The sequence below is a fragment of the Rhizobacter sp. P2_G4 genome (assembly GCF_056403575.1).
This window is the reverse complement of sequence record NZ_JBFUFG010000001.1, coordinates 742,311-756,289: the sequence shown is the minus strand read 5'-3', so window position 1 is coordinate 756,289 and position 13,979 is coordinate 742,311. Positions and strand designations below refer to the sequence as shown.

General features: G+C 67.2%; 17 protein-coding genes. 11 read left to right on the top strand and 6 right to left on the bottom strand.

Annotation, left to right across the window (positions count from 1 at the left end; all coding sequences use genetic code 11):
* Positions 1 to 18: 18 nt before the first annotated feature.
* Complete coding sequence (locus AC1DYS_RS03640; protein ID WP_477896135.1) at positions 19 to 882, bottom strand: LysR family transcriptional regulator; 864 nt, start codon at positions 880 to 882, stop codon at positions 19 to 21.
* Between the two features lie 91 nt (positions 883 to 973).
* Between AC1DYS_RS03640 and AC1DYS_RS03635 the strand changes: the two genes are divergently transcribed.
* A complete protein-coding gene (locus tag AC1DYS_RS03635; protein WP_477896133.1) occupies positions 974 to 1,897 on the top strand; it encodes a DMT family transporter in 924 nt (307 codons plus the stop codon).
* A 4-nt stretch (positions 1,898 to 1,901) separates the two neighbouring features.
* Here the strand turns inward: AC1DYS_RS03635 and AC1DYS_RS03630 are convergent, their stop codons facing one another.
* The gene (locus tag AC1DYS_RS03630) at positions 1,902 to 2,891 is read right to left on the bottom strand and encodes a LysR family transcriptional regulator (RefSeq protein WP_477896131.1); all 990 of its coding nucleotides are present in this window, start codon (positions 2,889 to 2,891) and stop codon (positions 1,902 to 1,904) included.
* Between the two features lie 114 nt (positions 2,892 to 3,005).
* Between AC1DYS_RS03630 and AC1DYS_RS03625 the strand changes: the two genes are divergently transcribed.
* A complete protein-coding gene (locus AC1DYS_RS03625; RefSeq protein WP_477896129.1) occupies positions 3,006 to 3,650 on the top strand; it encodes an NADPH-dependent F420 reductase in 645 nt (214 codons plus the stop codon).
* 22 nt (positions 3,651 to 3,672) lie between these two features.
* Here AC1DYS_RS03625 and AC1DYS_RS03620 read toward each other — a convergent pair whose 3' ends face one another.
* Entirely contained in the window at positions 3,673 to 4,263 is a 591-nt protein-coding gene (locus tag AC1DYS_RS03620; protein ID WP_477896127.1) for a GAF domain-containing protein, read from the bottom strand.
* Between the two features lie 133 nt (positions 4,264 to 4,396).
* On the opposite strand from AC1DYS_RS03620, the gene AC1DYS_RS03615 reads away from it, so the two are divergent.
* The 5 genes from AC1DYS_RS03615 (at position 4,397) to eutC (ending at position 9,471) form a co-directional block, all read left to right on the top strand.
* Entirely contained in the window at positions 4,397 to 5,092 is a 696-nt protein-coding gene (locus AC1DYS_RS03615) for a hypothetical protein (RefSeq protein WP_477896125.1), read from the top strand.
* A 123-nt stretch (positions 5,093 to 5,215) separates the two neighbouring features.
* Positions 5,216 to 5,698, top strand: a complete 483-nt coding sequence (locus AC1DYS_RS03610) for a hypothetical protein (protein ID WP_477896123.1) — start codon at positions 5,216 to 5,218, stop codon at positions 5,696 to 5,698.
* A gap of 125 nt (positions 5,699 to 5,823) precedes the next feature.
* Complete coding sequence (eat, locus tag AC1DYS_RS03605) at positions 5,824 to 7,194, top strand: ethanolamine permease (protein WP_477896121.1); 1,371 nt, start codon at positions 5,824 to 5,826, stop codon at positions 7,192 to 7,194.
* A 57-nt stretch (positions 7,195 to 7,251) separates the two neighbouring features.
* Positions 7,252 to 8,658 (top strand): ethanolamine ammonia-lyase subunit EutB, encoded by a 1,407-nt coding sequence (locus AC1DYS_RS03600; protein WP_477896119.1) that lies wholly within the window; start codon positions 7,252 to 7,254, stop codon positions 8,656 to 8,658.
* An 18-nt stretch (positions 8,659 to 8,676) separates the two neighbouring features.
* Entirely contained in the window at positions 8,677 to 9,471 is a 795-nt protein-coding gene (gene eutC, locus AC1DYS_RS03595; protein WP_477896117.1) for an ethanolamine ammonia-lyase subunit EutC, read from the top strand.
* 3 nt (positions 9,472 to 9,474) lie between these two features.
* On the opposite strand, the gene AC1DYS_RS03590 is transcribed toward eutC, so the two are convergent.
* Positions 9,475 to 9,630 (bottom strand): DUF3096 domain-containing protein, encoded by a 156-nt coding sequence (locus AC1DYS_RS03590; protein ID WP_477896115.1) that lies wholly within the window; start codon positions 9,628 to 9,630, stop codon positions 9,475 to 9,477.
* Between the two features lie 122 nt (positions 9,631 to 9,752).
* On the opposite strand from AC1DYS_RS03590, the gene AC1DYS_RS03585 reads away from it, so the two are divergent.
* Positions 9,753 to 9,974, top strand: a complete 222-nt coding sequence (locus AC1DYS_RS03585) for a hypothetical protein (RefSeq protein WP_047497361.1) — start codon at positions 9,753 to 9,755, stop codon at positions 9,972 to 9,974.
* Between the two features lie 134 nt (positions 9,975 to 10,108).
* Complete coding sequence (locus AC1DYS_RS03580) at positions 10,109 to 10,486, top strand: HPF/RaiA family ribosome-associated protein (RefSeq protein ID WP_477896113.1); 378 nt, start codon at positions 10,109 to 10,111, stop codon at positions 10,484 to 10,486.
* Positions 10,487 to 10,538: 52 nt separating this feature from the next.
* On the opposite strand, the gene AC1DYS_RS03575 is transcribed toward AC1DYS_RS03580, so the two are convergent.
* Together AC1DYS_RS03575 and AC1DYS_RS03570 are read right to left on the bottom strand one after the other, a co-directional pair.
* The gene (locus AC1DYS_RS03575) at positions 10,539 to 10,853 is read right to left on the bottom strand and encodes a hypothetical protein (RefSeq protein ID WP_477896111.1); all 315 of its coding nucleotides are present in this window, start codon (positions 10,851 to 10,853) and stop codon (positions 10,539 to 10,541) included.
* A gap of 136 nt (positions 10,854 to 10,989) precedes the next feature.
* Complete coding sequence (locus AC1DYS_RS03570; RefSeq protein ID WP_477896109.1) at positions 10,990 to 12,390, bottom strand: glycerophosphodiester phosphodiesterase family protein; 1,401 nt, start codon at positions 12,388 to 12,390, stop codon at positions 10,990 to 10,992.
* A gap of 204 nt (positions 12,391 to 12,594) precedes the next feature.
* Between AC1DYS_RS03570 and AC1DYS_RS03565 the strand changes: the two genes are divergently transcribed.
* Complete coding sequence (locus tag AC1DYS_RS03565) at positions 12,595 to 12,780, top strand: CsbD family protein (protein WP_477896107.1); 186 nt, start codon at positions 12,595 to 12,597, stop codon at positions 12,778 to 12,780.
* A gap of 75 nt (positions 12,781 to 12,855) precedes the next feature.
* Entirely contained in the window at positions 12,856 to 13,962 is a 1,107-nt protein-coding gene (locus AC1DYS_RS03560) for a zinc-binding metallopeptidase family protein (protein ID WP_477896105.1), read from the top strand.
* Positions 13,963 to 13,979 lie beyond the last annotated feature (17 nt).

Sequence of the window (13,979 nt, the reverse complement as noted above, 5' to 3'; positions counted from 1 at the left end):
GCGCGTCCGCTGCAGCGCTCAGGGCTTGCGCTGCAGCGTCAGCAGCACCTGCGCAAACATCGCATCCACCACCGGTGACCGCGCCGACGCCTTGCTGCGGATCACCACCACCTCCATCGCCGGCAACGGCGGCAGGCCGTGTTTCTCCTGCAGTATCTGGAAGCCAGGCGGCACGCTGCAGCGCGTGAGCGCCGCCACCGCCAGGCCGCTCTCCACAGCGGCCAACTGGCCCGCGAGGCTGGAGCTGTTGTAGACCACGCGGTGCGCAATGCGCTTGGCATTCAGCGCTGCCACCACGCCCTTGCGGGCCAGGCTGCCTTGCTCGTAGGCCGCGACCGGCAGCGGTGAGCGCCGCCAGGCTTCGTGCTGCGTAGCCCCGACCCACACCAGCGGCTCGCGAAACAGGCGCGTGCCCACGCCGGCACGTGGCTGCGACACCAGCGCCAGGTCGACTTCTCCGCGCTGCACGCGCGGCACCAGCGCGGTCGACTGCTCGCAGCTCAGCTCGATCTCCACATCCGCATGCCGGTTCACGAAGCTGCGCAGCACCGGCGTGAAGTAGGTCGCCGCGTAGTCGTCGGGCACGCCCACGCGGATGCGCCCGGAAAGCTGCGGGCCATGCAAAGAGGTGAGCGTCTCGCCATGCAGCTCGAGCAGGCGCCGCGCGTAGGCCAGCAGCTTGAGCCCGGCCGGCGTGAGCTCCAGGTGGCGCGGCCCGCGCGACAGCACCGGCCGGCCGACGGCGTCTTCGAGCTTCTTGATCTGCATGCTCACCGCTGATTGAGAGCGGTGGATCAGCGGCGCTGCGGCCGAGAGCGAACCCGCGTCGACCACCGCCACGAAGGCACGCAGCCAGTCGAGTTGGAGGTCAGCAGCAGGCATGGGACAAGGCGTTCATCTGCCCGATTATCGAATGCAAATATTCAGAACTATTCGTTTTACAGCACCTGCCGCGCTGGCCACACTGCGCTGCATGACGAACACTCCCGCCTCGCTCGCGCTGCCAGCGCCCTCTTCACCTGCAATCGCAGCACAGGGCAGCCCGTGGCGCATGGTGGCCGGCGGCGTGCTGCTGGGCACGCTGGGTGTGTTCGTGGAGGAAGCGGCACAAGACCCGCTGACCACCGTGTGGTTCCGCTGTGCCTTCGGTGCGCTCGCGTTGGCGGCCTGGGCGGCGGCAACCGGTCGGCTGAGTGAGTTCCGCCTCTCGCGCCGGGGCCTGCTGATCGCGCTCGGCTCGGGCAGCCTGACGGTGCTGAACTGGTCGTTGTTCTTCGCCGCGATCGAGCGCACGTCGATCGCTGTCGCCACCGTCGTCTTCCATGTGCAGCCGTTCTGGGTGATGGCGCTGGCGGCGTGGTGGCTGCACGAGCCGGTCTCACGCCGGCAGTGGGCCGCCACCGCACTGGCGCTGGTGGGCCTCACGCTCGCGATGGGCATCTTCGGCCACGGCGCGATGGCACTCGAGCCGTCCTACCTCTGGGGCGTGGCCATGTGCCTGGGTGGCTCGCTGAGTTATGCCGTGGTCACGCTGATCGCGCGCTCGGCCGGCACGGTAAGCCCGCTCGCCTTGGCGTGGTGGCAGTGCCTCGCCGGCACGGTGCTCACGCTGCCGTGGCTGCTCTGGCACGGGCTGCCGCCGTTGGGCGCACCGTGGGCCTGGCTGGTCGGTCTGGGCGTGGTGCACACCGGCCTGGCGTATGTGCTGCTGTTCGCCGGCATGTCGGGGCTCGCGGCGGGGCGCATTGCGGTGCTCCAGTTCGTCTACCCCATCACCGCGGTGATCGTCGACTGGGCGGTGTACGGCCGCGCGCTCGACCGCGTGCAGCTGCTCGGCGTGGGCTTGATGGCGATGGCACTGCTCGCGACCCGCTGGCCAGCACGCCCCAAGGCCTGAGGGCTCAGCTGCGGCGCGCTCGCTTCGCGGCCAGTGCCGCACCGGCCACGCACTGCGGCATCTCGGCTACGACCTGATCGACCTTCACGTGCAGATCGGCAGCCGCGGCGAAGTGCGCGAGCAGCCCGTCCACCACCACGCGCACGCGCGGCGCGAGGTACTGGCGATGCGGGTAGTGCACGACGATCTCGCGCTTGCCCGGCTCGTGCACGCCAGGCATCAGCAGCTTCAGGCCGCCGGCACGCAGGTGGGGCAGCGCATGGTGCAGCCCCACCTGCACGATGCCCGCGCCGGCCAGCGCGAGGTCGATCAGCGCCTCGGGGTCGCTGGCCGTGAGTTGCGCTTCGGGCGTGATCTCCAGCCGCCGCCCGCCCGGCCGCACGAAGCGCCACACCTGCGCCGGCTGCGCCTCGAAGCGCACCGTGGCGCAACGGTGGCCCTGCAGCTCATCGGGTGAGGTCGGTACGCCGGCGTTCTTCAAGTACGCCGTGCTGGCCGCCAGCACCACCGGCAGCGCGCAGACGCGTCGCGCGATCAGGCTCGAGTCTTCGATCACCGCGCCGCGGACGCCGATGTCGTAGCCCTGCGCCACCAGGTCGACCGCGCGGTTGTCGAGGTCGACGTCGATTGCAAGCTGCGGGTACTGTGCCGTGATGGCAGGCAGCGCCGGCAGCAGCCAGCGCCGGCCGAAGGCCATGCCCACCGAGATGCGCACGCGGCCGGCCGGTTCGCGTGCCGATTGCGACACCCCCGCCACGGCCTGGTCGAGCTGGCGCAACGCCACCCTGGCTTCGGCGAGGAACTGCTTGCCCTCACTGGTGAGCGACAGCCGCCGGGTGCTGCGATTCAGCAACCGCACGCCCAGCTGCTGCTCCAGTTTCGCCAAGCTTTTGCTGACTGCCGCGGGCGTCAGGTCAAGCCGCTCGGCCGCGGCAGTGAGGCTGCCGCTGACGGCGGTTTCAACGAAAGCGAGCAGTCCCTGCAGATTCTTCATGGATGCATTCTCAACTCGAATTCATCAATTCATCAACCGCAGATGACTTCCGTTCCGAGGCCTTCGTTTCTACAGTGAAGCCACTCACCCACCACTTCCTTGAAAGGAACTCACATGAAGATCGGCATCATCGGCTCCGGCGACGTCGCCAAGTCCCTCGGCGCGGGCCTGCGCCGCAAAGGCCACGAGGTGCTGCTCGGCACGTCTGACCCGGCCAAGCTCGCCACCTGGGCGGCGGGCACCGGCGGCGCGCAAACCGGCAGCTTCGCGCAGGCCGCGGCTTTCGGCGAGGTCGTCATCCTCGCGGTGAAAGGCACAGCCGCCATCGCAGCCATCAAGGCAGCCGGGCCGCAAGCGCTGGCCGGCAAGGCGGTGATCGACGCCTGCAACCCCATTGCCGATGCGCCGCCCATGAACGGCGTGCTGCAGTTCTTCACCGGCCCGAACGAATCGCTGCTCGAATCACTGCAGCGCGAGTTCCCCGCCGTTCACTTCGTGAAGGCTTACAACTCGGTGGGTGCTGCCCACATGGTCGACCCGCAATTCGCCGGCGGCCCGCCCACGATGTTCATCGCCGGCAACAACGAGGCGGCCAAGGCAAACGTGGCCTCGCTGGTGCGCGAAACCGGCTGGGAGGTGGCCGACATGGGCCGTGCCGAAGCCGCACGCGCCATCGAGCCGCTGTGCATGCTGTGGTGCATCCCCGGCATGCTGCGCAATGAATGGGCGCACGCCTTCAAGCTGGTGAAACCCGCCTGAGCGGCAGAACTGCGAAGCCGCGCTATGACGCCGTCGTGCCCGTAGCCTGCAGATGCGGGTGCAGCAGCCGCTGCATCAGCGACTGCGCTTCGGCCTCGCGCCGGCGGCGCCGCGCGCGCCGCACCGAGATCGCATCGGCAAAGCGCTTCAGCAGCCGCACCTCGTTCGGCGTCCACTGCCGTGTCTGGCCGAGCTGCGTGCAGCAAAGCACGCCCCAGGTGCTGCCGTTGACGCCGATTGCTGCATAAAGCGACGAGCGGATGTCGTTCGGCACCAGGTAGCTGGCCACCATCGCCTGCAGGCGCGGGTCGGCCCAGGCGTCGTGGCTGGCGTAGATGCCCTGCCCGATCAGCGTATCGAAGTAGTCGTCCAGGTTCGGCCCACCGATCACGAGCGGCTCGGTAATGGGTATGCGGCTTGCACCATCGAAACCAGCGAGTCGGCGCATCACCCGCGGCCCAGACTGGCTCTCGACCGCCCACAGGCTCACGCGAGAGCACTGAAGCTGGCCCTGAACGTGCTCCGCCACGCGCAAGGAGGCGCCTGGCAGCGAGAGCGTGCCGCTGTCGAGCCCGGCGCCGATGTCGCTCAGCAGTTCAGGGAAACCCTTCATGGCGAGAACAGAGTTGGATCGCCCGAGCGTAGCGCGGCCACCGCCGCCTTGCGCCCGCTGTTTTCGGGAAAAGTCGTGCTTTCCCGGCAGACATCGACCGATACCCAAGGCCGCGTCCCGATTCAATGGCGGCATGTGGAAGCATTTGATCGCGTCCTTTGCGTGCGGGTTGGCCGGAGCGGCCTGGGCCGACGCGTCGGCGCTGACCGACACCGAAAACCGCTGGATCACCCTAAGCTGGCCCGCCGTCGCCTATGCACGCGAACAGGGCCTGCCGCTCGACATCGTGGTGCAGCCCCAACCCACCCCCGACAACGCCCCGCTGGCCATGGCCTTCATCGAGGGGCGCTGCAAGCTGGTGCTGTCGATGCGCGGCAACCCCGAAGCGCAGTCCACGCTCGATGCCATCCCGCCCGCCCTGTTGAAACCGGTCGTCGAAGCGATGGCGGCCCACGAACTCGGCCACTGCTGGCGCTATGTGCGCGGTGCCTGGCACACGCTGCCCGCTGGCTTTGCCTCCACGCGCGACACCGCACCGGCCGACCCGCAGCTGGGCCAGAAATTGCGCGAGATGCAGGACACCCGCCGCGAAGAAGCCTTCGCCGACCTGGTCGGCCTCGCATGGACGCAGCGCCACCACCCCGAGCGCTATGCCGAGGTGCACGCCTGGCTCGTCGAATTCCGCAATGACCCGGCTTACCCCGGCAGCCACCACGACACGCTGGCGTGGATACGGCTCGCCGCCGCACCCACCGCGTTCAAGGCGGCCGAGACGCCCTTTGACCAAGCCTGGCCGCTCTGGCAACAAGGGCTGCGCGCCGGCGAGTGAGCTCCCTCCCGGCGTAGGCGATTGCCGACACCGGTATGCGCAGCGGTCCGGGTGACGTCACCCGGCATCTGCCACAGCATGGCTCGTCAAAGGGCTCGTCGAGCCCTGCTCAGAGGAGCCGCCATGCAAAAGCAATCCCGCCCCGAAACCCTCGGTGTGTTCTCGCCCGTGAACCACGTGGTCATCTCGTTCCCCACCGTGCAGGACATGGAAGGCGCGGCCGATGCGCTGGGCCGCGAAGGCTGGCAGGGTGACCAGGTCATCCGCTACTCGCCCGAGCAGATGAAGGCGCAGGCCAAGATCGACCTCGCCCGCGCCAGCCCGCTGGCCGACCTGGGCCAGGAGGCCAACCTCGTGCGCGCCCATGCCGCGCTGGCCGACGAGGGCTACAGCTTCCTCGTGGTGCACGCACCGAAGGAAGAGCAGACGCGCCGGGTGGCCGACATCGCCAAGTCCTTCCACGCCGAGCGCGCACAGAAGTACGGCAACTTCCTGATCGAGGAGTTGATCGAGTCGAACGACGACGAAGGCCAGGTGTTCGAATCGCCCGCGCGCGGGCTCGATGCCCAGACCGAGTCGGGCAAGGAAGAAGACCGCCGCCACTGACGGCCCGCCCTGACGCCGCTTGACGGCCTCCAATCCGCATGGAGTGCGGGTACTGCATCGGCATGGAACTTGCCAGTTCCGTGCCGCGCAGTTTCCACCACCGCCGTCTTCTGATTGGAGCCTTCATGCAAACGGGTCACCTCAAACCGACGTTGAACGCTTGGCATCTGTGGGGGCTGGCCGTCGGGCTGGTGATCTCGGGCGAGTACTTCGGCTGGAGCTACGGTTGGGCGACCGCCGGCACGCTGGGCTTCATGATCACGTCCATCGTCGTCGCGGCGATGTACACCACCTTCATCTTCAGCTTCACCGAGCTGACCACCGCGATTCCCAATGCCGGCGGGCCCTTCGCCTATGCGTCGCGCGCCTTCGGCCCGGTGGGCGGCTTCATCGCCGGTTTCGCCACGCTGATCGAATTCGTCTTCGCGCCACCCGCCATCGCGATGGCGATCGGCTCGTACCTGCAGGTGCAGTTTCCGGGGGCCGACCAGAAGCTCATGGCCACCGGCGCCTACATGATCTTCATGGCGCTCAACATCGTGGGCGTGAAGACCGCGGCGACCTTCGAGCTCATCGTCACCGTGCTTGCAATCTTCGAGCTGCTGGTGTTCATGGGTGTGGTCGCACCGGGCTTCTCGGTCGCCAACTTCGCGGCCCACGGCTGGGCCGGCCAAGACACGTTCAGCGTGGTCGCCTTCTCGGGCATGTTTGCCGCGATTCCATTTGCGATCTGGTTCTTCCTGGCGATCGAAGGCGTGGCCATGGCCGCCGAAGAAGCCAAGGACCCGAAGCGCACCATTCCGGTGGCCTACATCGCCGGCATCGTCACCCTGGTGCTGCTTGCCATCGGCGTGATGGTGTTCGCCGGCGGCGTGGGCGATTGGCGCAAGCTGTCCAACATCAACGACCCGCTGCCACAGGCGATGAAGGCCGTGGTGGGCGACAACAGCAACTGGCTGCACATGCTGGTGTGGATCGGCCTGTTCGGGCTGGTGGCCTCGTTCCACGGGATCATCCTCGGCTACTCGCGGCAGATCTTCGCGCTCGGCCGGGCGGGCTACCTGCCCAGCTTCTTCGCTGCCATCCACCCTCGCTTCGGCACGCCGCACCGCGCCGTGCTGGCCGGCGGCGTGATGGGCATCGCCGCCATCTTCAGCGACGAGCTCTTCTCCTTCGGCGGGCAGACGCTGACGGCCAACATCGTCACGATGTCGGTGTTCGGTGCCATCGTGATGTACATCATGTCGATGCTCAGCCTGTTTGCGCTGCGCAAGAAGGAACCGAACCTGGCGCGGCCCTTCCCGGCCATCGGCTACCCGGTGTTTCCTGCGATTGCCCTTGCGCTGGCGGTGCTCTGCCTGGCCGCGATGGTGTACTACAACACCCTGCTGGCGGGCGTGTTTGCCGGGATCATGATCCTGGCGTATGTTGTCTTCATGCTCGGTGGCAGCAAGCGCCGCGAGGCGGCCGCCGCCATCGTGTCGACCGCCGGCTGAGCCCGTGCGGCTCGGCAGCCGCAGCTCCGCCAACCAGGTCATCGAGGCAACGAACACATGCCCTATCACCACCGCATCGGCACGCAGACCTGGCAGTTCGCCGACCTGAAGGCGGTGATGGCCAAGGCCACGCCGTTGCGCTCGGGTGACCAGCTCGCCGGCGTGGCGGCCACGAGCTACGCCGAGCGCATGGGCGCGCGCATGTGCCTGGCCGAGCTGCCGCTGCAGCGCTTTCTCGACGAAGCGCTCGTGCCCTACGAGAGCGACGAGATCACGCGCCTCATCATCGACACGCACGACAAGGCGGCCTTCGCCGAGATCTCGCACCTCACCGTCGGTGGCTTTCGCGACTGGCTGCTGTCCGACGCGGCCGACAGCGCCGCACTCGCTCGCGTGCATGCCGGCATCACGCCCGAGATGGCGGCCGCGGTGAGCAAGCTGATGCGCAACCAGGACCTGATCCTCGTGGCGCGCAAGTGCCATGTCGTCACCCGCTTTCGCAACACCATCGGGCTGCCGGGCCGCCTGTCGGTGCGGCTGCAGCCCAACCACCCGACCGACAGCCCGCAAGGCATCGCGGTGTCCATGCTCGACGGCCTGCTGTATGGCGCCGGCGATGCGGTGATCGGCATCAACCCGGCGACCGACAGCATCCCGGCATTGGTCGACCTGCTGCACCTGATGGACGAGGTGATCTCACGCTTCGAGATCCCCACGCAATCGTGCGTGCTGACCCACGTGACCAACACCATCCAGGCGATCGAGGCAGGCGCGCCGGTCGACCTGGTGTTCCAGTCGATCGCCGGCACCGAGCAGGCCAACACCAGCTTCGGCATCAACCTCGCGGTGCTGAAGGAGGCACGCGAGGCCGCGCTGTCGCTCAAGCGAGCGACGGTGGGCGATCCAACGACTGCGAATGTCATGTACTTCGAGACAGGCCAGGGCTCGGCGCTGTCGGCCAACGCCCACCATGGCGTCGACCAGCAGACCTGCGAGGTGCGCGCTTATGCGGTGGCGCGTGCGTACGCGCCGCTGCTCAGCAACACCGTGGTCGGCTTCATCGGGCCGGAGTACCTGTACGACGGCAAGCAGATCATCCGCGCCGGCCTTGAAGACCACTTCTGCGGCAAGCTGCTCGGCCTGCCGCTGGGCTGCGACGTCTGCTACACCAACCACGCCGAGGCCGACTCCGACGACATGGACAACCTGATGACGCTGCTCGGCGCCGCCGGCCTCAGCTTCATCATGGGCGTGCCGGGTGCAGACGACATCATGCTCAACTACCAGAGCACCTCGTTCCACGACGCGCTGTACCTGCGCGAGGTGCTGGGCCTGCAACGCGCGCCCGAGTTCGAGGCCTGGCTGCAAAAGATGAACATCACCGACCCCGCCGGCCGCGTGAAACCGATCCTGTCGGGCCACCAGTTGATCGAGCAGATGCGCGCGCCGCGCCTGGCCGCCTGAGCGTCACACGAGCCTCGCATGGCTGACAACACCCTCGTCACGCCGGACCCCTGGGGCGAGCTGCGTGTGCACACACAGGCGCGCGTGGCACTTGGCCGATCGGGCGTAAGCATGCCGACGCAAGAGGTGCTGGGCTTTGCGTATGCCCACGCGCTGGCACGCGACGCGGTGCATCTGCCGCTCGACGTGCCGCTGCTCTGCGAGCAGTTGCAGGCCAAGGGCTGGCCGACCGTGGCGGTGCACAGCGCGGCGGTCGACCGCGCGACTTACCTGCTGCGCCCCGACCTCGGCCGGCGACTCGATGAAGCCTCGCTCGCCACGCTGAGCGAACATGCCTCGCCGGGCGGGTGCGACGTGCAACTCGTGATCGGTGACGGCCTGTCATCGCTGGCTGTCAGCCGCCACGCCGTGCCGCTGATCGAGCAGATCCGCGCGCAGGCTCCGGCGGCCTGGCGCTTCGGCCCCGTCGTGGTTGCACAGCAAGCGCGCGTGGCGCTCGGTGACGTGGTCGGCGAGCGCCTGCACGCCAAGCTGGTTGTGATGCTGATCGGTGAGCGCCCCGGCCTCAGCTCTCCCGACAGCCTGGGGCTGTACCTCACGTGGGCGCCGCGCAGCGGCCGCAGCGACGCCGAGCGCAACTGCATCTCGAACGTGCGGCCCGAAGGCTTGAATTACGCGCGGGCCGTGCACAAGCTGCTGTGGCTGTGCCGCGAAGCTCAGCGCCTGCAGCTCACCGGCGTGCAGCTGAAGGACCGCAGCGACGTGGTGGAACTCGGCAATGTGACGGCGGCCGACGCGCTGCCGCGCGCCTGAGCCTCAGCGGATGTGCAACGCGCTCAAGCCGAAGATGCCGATCAAGCCGACCAGAATCAGATAGATGGCGACGATGAAATTGAGCAGCTTGGGCATGATCAGGATCAGGATGCCGGCGAGCAGTGAAATCAGCGGCGTCAGGCTCAAATGGAAGTTCATGCATTACCTCGGAGATGTGGTGAGCCGGCGATCCTAAGGCCGTCCACACGCCCTGCCTTAACCCAGACTGGCCCCGTCTCACGGGAGGCGCATACTGGTCACTTTCGCGCGAGCAAGAAACCATGACCGCTATCAAGACTTTCCGCCACCAGGACTACGAACTGATCTGCAGCGCGAAAGCCATCGACAGCGGCAAGTTCGTTCCAACGCTCATCGTCTCCAAGCAAGCCTGGCCGACGCGGCCCCGCGTGATCGCGATGCAGCGTGCCGACTACGAAAGCGAAGAGATCGCGATCGACGCTGCCTACACGCAAGGCATCGAGTGGGTGCAGAACTTCGGCTGAAGGCCGGCCTTGTCAGCGCAATGGGCACGCGCAGGTAGGACAGCGCCCACAGGCAGACGCCCTGCCTTCCGACTTCACTTCACGGTGCCCCGGTTCACCATCGGGAGCCGAGCCACTGCTGAAGAAGGAAACCCATGCAAATCCTGTTGCACACCGACTCGCACGTCGACGGCAACCACCCCCTCGCCGGCCACCTGGACACCGTGGTCAAAGACGCGCTGGGCCATTTTGGTGAACGCATCACGCGGGTCGAGGCGCACGTCAGCGATGCCAACAGCCACTCCAAGACCAACCCTGACGACGTTCACTGCACGCTCGAAGCTCGGCTCAAAGGCAGGGAGCCGGTGGCCGTGAAGGACCACGCGCCGACCGCGCACCAGGCCATCCACGGGGCCATCGGCAAACTCAAGCGCGCCATCACCACGGCGCTCGACAAACGCGATGATCGCCGCCACCCCGCACCGCTGAGCGACGTGGCCCCGGACGAGACCACGAGCCTGCCCGAGGGCTGAACGCGGCGCCTAAGAGGGTGTGAACGGACCCAGCGGGTCCATTCATACCCGCTCAGTCCTTCGGGCCGAGGCGGTCCATGTCGTGTATCTCGCGCTCGTGCGTCGGCGGGCCATCGAGCGAGATGCTTTCCCAGCCGTTGTCGTAATCGACCACCCGGAAGCGGCGCTCGGGCAGGTGCCCGTGCGTGCTCGGGAAAAGTGCGAACACCTGGTCTCCGGCGTGCAGTGCCGCCACCACCGCATCCACCGTGGCGACGCGCTCGGGCTCGGCCCAGTCGTTGGTGTGCGTATCGACGCGCCCCCACAGAACGGCGATCACTCGCCCGTCTTTGTCGAGGCGGACTTTGGAGACGGCGAACACAGTCATGGCTTTCCTTCGAGCAAGAGGTGGGACACCCAGATGCGCCGCGCGGAACCCGCGGCACAGCCAACGGACTCCGAGGGTACACCGGGGTAGCCCGCTCTTGCAGGCCTCGTGCACCGAAGGCCTGAGCCCGCCGGGGTCAGCGGCCGGTTTCCTTCAGGTAGGCCGCGCGCGCCGCGACACCGGTGTTCGCGAAGTCGGTGAACACGCCGTCGATGCCGGCACGGAAGTACGGCAGGTACTCGGCCAGCGGGTCGCCCTTGAAGGCGCCGGCCAGGTACTTGGCCTCGTTGCGGAAGGTATAGCTGTGCACGAAGAGGCCCGCCTTGTGCGCATCGGCGATCAGGCTCGTCGGCGTCACCGTGTTCACGTCGGCCAGCGAGCCCGTGTAGGGCGTGCCGTCGGCGTTGGTGGCCTTCCATGGCGACACCGTCAGCGACATCACCTGCGGCTTCCACGGGCCGATGCCGTCGGCGTAGGTCTTGATCTCGGCCAGGCCCGCGGGCGTGAGCATCTCGCCGAAGAAGCGGCCGTCGCCGGCGAGCGTCCAGCTGTAGGGGCGGCCGTCGACGAAGTTGTAGACGTCGTCGGTCTTGTAGATCATCTCGCCGGTCTTGTAGTTGACGTCGTTGCCGTCGACCAGCTGCACCAGGCGTGTGTTCAGGCCGTTGGCACGCATGTACTTCAGGCTTGCGGGGTCGAAGCTCTGCACCAGGATCGGTGAGGTTTTGCTGTTGAGGTTGTTGTCCTTGACCAGCTTGATGATGGCGTCTTCGAACGGGTGGCTGCCTGTGCCGCACCCGTTGGCAATGGCTTGCGCGTTGTTCCAGTACGGGTTCTTGGCCTCGGGGTAGACCGTGATGGTCCGGCCTGTGGTGGCGCTCTTGGCCTTGGCGAGGTCGATGATCTCCTGCATCGTCAGCACGGGGAACTTGCCGTTCTCGGCCGTCGGGCGCTGGTCGCGCGCGTCGTAGGTGGTGCCGGCGATCCACTGCTTGAGTTCGGCCACCGTGAAGTCGGTGATCGACCAGTCGTTGGTGTGGTCCTCGCCGTCGACAATCAGCGACTTCAGCACCGACTTCGGATCGGCCGGGTCGGTGAGGTCGCTCAGGTACTGGGCCGGGCCGCCGTAGGTGGCGAGCGAATACGTCACGTCGACCAGCCGGCCGGGCACCGTGCGCTTGCGCGCGGCCACGGTGGCGTTGGTCGCAGCCACTTCGGTGATGTTGGTGTTGTCGCTGAGCCAGGGGTTGTGGCGCGCGACGAGCACGCAGTCTTTCGACAGGTGCAGGTCTTCTTCGAGTGAATCGGCACCTGCGTCGGCGGCGGCCACGTAGGCCGGTTCGGTCTCTTCGGGGTGCAAGCCCGGCAGGCCACGGTGGCCGATGACCAGGGGTGCGGCGCCATCGAGCGTCTTGAGCGGCGTGGGAGCCGGCGCGTCGTCGTCACCACCGCCGCAAGCCGTCGCCACCAGCGCGGCGGCGATCAAGGTGAGTGTGGCGATCGGGCGCTGGCTGCGCCGTGAGGACGTGGGCTTCATGGGAATGTTCCAGAGGGAAAACGACGATCGTCGGTTGCTCCGGTGACAGCGCCATGATAGCTGCGTCATTTGACGTAGGAGTGCTCCGACCTCAAGCCGCGGACTGATCCCTCAGCACGCGAAAGGCAGCGCGTATACGCTTCATCGAACGCGGAAGGCGTGTTGCTTCACCTTCCATTTCATCAACCTGAGTGAAGGAACCGTATGAACAAGGATCAAGTCAAGGGCGCCACCAAGGACGCCGCAGGTAAGGTGCAGCAGAAGACCGGTGAGGTGATCGGCAGCACCGAGCAGCAGGCCAAGGGCCTCGCCAAGCAGGTCGAAGGAAAGACCCAGAAGAACTACGGCGACGCTAAGGAAGTCATCAAGGACGCCAACCGCAAGCCCTGAGTTGACGCCATGAGAACGGGCGCGGCCTGTGTGCCGCGCCCGTTCCGTTTGACCGCTTCCAACATCCAAGAGACCATGAAAACCCTGAGCTGTGAACGTTGCGGGCAACGGGTGTTCTTCGAGAACGTGGCCTGCGAGAACTGCGGCGCGGCGCTCGGCTTCGTGCCGGCCGAGATGCGCATGGGCTCGTTCGACATCGACGACGACGGCGCATGGAAGCGGGCCACCAGCGGCGACACCTCGCTGCAGCCGTGCTCCAACTACACGCAGCACCAGGTCTGCAATTGGATGGTGCCCACCGGCTCGGCGAACCCGCTGTGCCAGTCGTGCGCTACCACCTTCATCGTGCCCGCGCTGAGCAAGGCCGAGAACCTCGCGTATTGGTCGCTCATCGAGCAGGCCAAGCGGCGGCTTTTCTACAGCCTGCTCTCGCTGAAGTTGCCCATGCCCAGCAAGGCGCAAGACCCGGAGCATGGCGTGTCGTTCCAGTTCCTGGAGCAGCTCACGCCCACCGAGAAGGTGATGACGGGGCACGACAGCGGCGTGATCACGCTCAACATCGCCGAGGCTGACGACGCGCAGCGCGAGCAGGCGCGTGCGCACCTGCACGAGCCCTACCGCACGCTGCTCGGCCACTTCCGCCACGAGATCGGCCACTACTACTGGGACCGCCTGGTCGACGGCTCACCGTGGCTCGAAGAATTCCGCACCCTGTTCGGCGACGAACGTGCCGACTACGCCGAGGCGCTAGCCAAGCACTACGCCTCGCCCGCGGCCGACTGGCAGGACAACTTCGTCAGCTCGTATGCGAGCTCGCATCCGTGGGAAGACTGGGCCGAGTGCTGGGCGCACTACATGCACCTGCAGGACGGGCTCGAAACCGCAGCCGCGTGGGGCCTCACGCTGAGCCATGCCCTGCCCGATGCGCCGCCGGTCGAAGCCCAGGCGCTGGACCTTGCCGCACCGTCGCTCGAGCACGCGTTGATCGAACAGTGGCTGCCGGTGTCGCAGTTCGTCAACGCCATGTCGCGTAGCCTCGGCTCCCACGACGGCTACCCCTTCGTCGTGCCGGCACCCGTCATCGAGAAGCTCGAGTTCATCCACAAGGTGATCGGCGCGGCCGTGCGAGGTGACGTGCCGATGCGCTTCTCTGCCACGGAAGAGCCGGCCGAGGTCAGCTGAACCTGGCTGGCAACAGG

Coding starts and splice junctions, on each gene's coding strand:
- AC1DYS_RS03620 (WP_477896127.1), bottom strand. CDS start 4,263: ATGAAGGGTTTCCCTGAACTGCTGAGCGACATCGGCGCCGGGCTCGAC.
- AC1DYS_RS03575 (WP_477896111.1), bottom strand. CDS start 10,853: ATGACTGTGTTCGCCGTCTCCAAAGTCCGCCTCGACAAAGACGGGCGA.
- AC1DYS_RS03570 (WP_477896109.1), bottom strand. CDS start 12,390: ATGAAGCCCACGTCCTCACGGCGCAGCCAGCGCCCGATCGCCACACTC.
- AC1DYS_RS03565 (WP_477896107.1), top strand. CDS start 12,595: ATGAACAAGGATCAAGTCAAGGGCGCCACCAAGGACGCCGCAGGTAAG.
- AC1DYS_RS03585 (WP_047497361.1), top strand. CDS start 9,753: ATGACCGCTATCAAGACTTTCCGCCACCAGGACTACGAACTGATCTGC.
- AC1DYS_RS03600 (WP_477896119.1), top strand. CDS start 7,252: ATGCCCTATCACCACCGCATCGGCACGCAGACCTGGCAGTTCGCCGAC.
- AC1DYS_RS03625 (WP_477896129.1), top strand. CDS start 3,006: ATGAAGATCGGCATCATCGGCTCCGGCGACGTCGCCAAGTCCCTCGGC.
- AC1DYS_RS03580 (WP_477896113.1), top strand. CDS start 10,109: ATGCAAATCCTGTTGCACACCGACTCGCACGTCGACGGCAACCACCCC.
- eutC (WP_477896117.1), top strand. CDS start 8,677: ATGGCTGACAACACCCTCGTCACGCCGGACCCCTGGGGCGAGCTGCGT.
- AC1DYS_RS03610 (WP_477896123.1), top strand. CDS start 5,216: ATGCAAAAGCAATCCCGCCCCGAAACCCTCGGTGTGTTCTCGCCCGTG.
- AC1DYS_RS03615 (WP_477896125.1), top strand. CDS start 4,397: ATGTGGAAGCATTTGATCGCGTCCTTTGCGTGCGGGTTGGCCGGAGCG.
- eat (WP_477896121.1), top strand. CDS start 5,824: ATGCAAACGGGTCACCTCAAACCGACGTTGAACGCTTGGCATCTGTGG.
- AC1DYS_RS03640 (WP_477896135.1), bottom strand. CDS start 882: ATGCCTGCTGCTGACCTCCAACTCGACTGGCTGCGTGCCTTCGTGGCG.
- AC1DYS_RS03560 (WP_477896105.1), top strand. CDS start 12,856: ATGAAAACCCTGAGCTGTGAACGTTGCGGGCAACGGGTGTTCTTCGAG.
- AC1DYS_RS03630 (WP_477896131.1), bottom strand. CDS start 2,891: ATGAAGAATCTGCAGGGACTGCTCGCTTTCGTTGAAACCGCCGTCAGC.
- AC1DYS_RS03590 (WP_477896115.1), bottom strand. CDS start 9,630: ATGAACTTCCATTTGAGCCTGACGCCGCTGATTTCACTGCTCGCCGGC.
- AC1DYS_RS03635 (WP_477896133.1), top strand. CDS start 974: ATGACGAACACTCCCGCCTCGCTCGCGCTGCCAGCGCCCTCTTCACCT.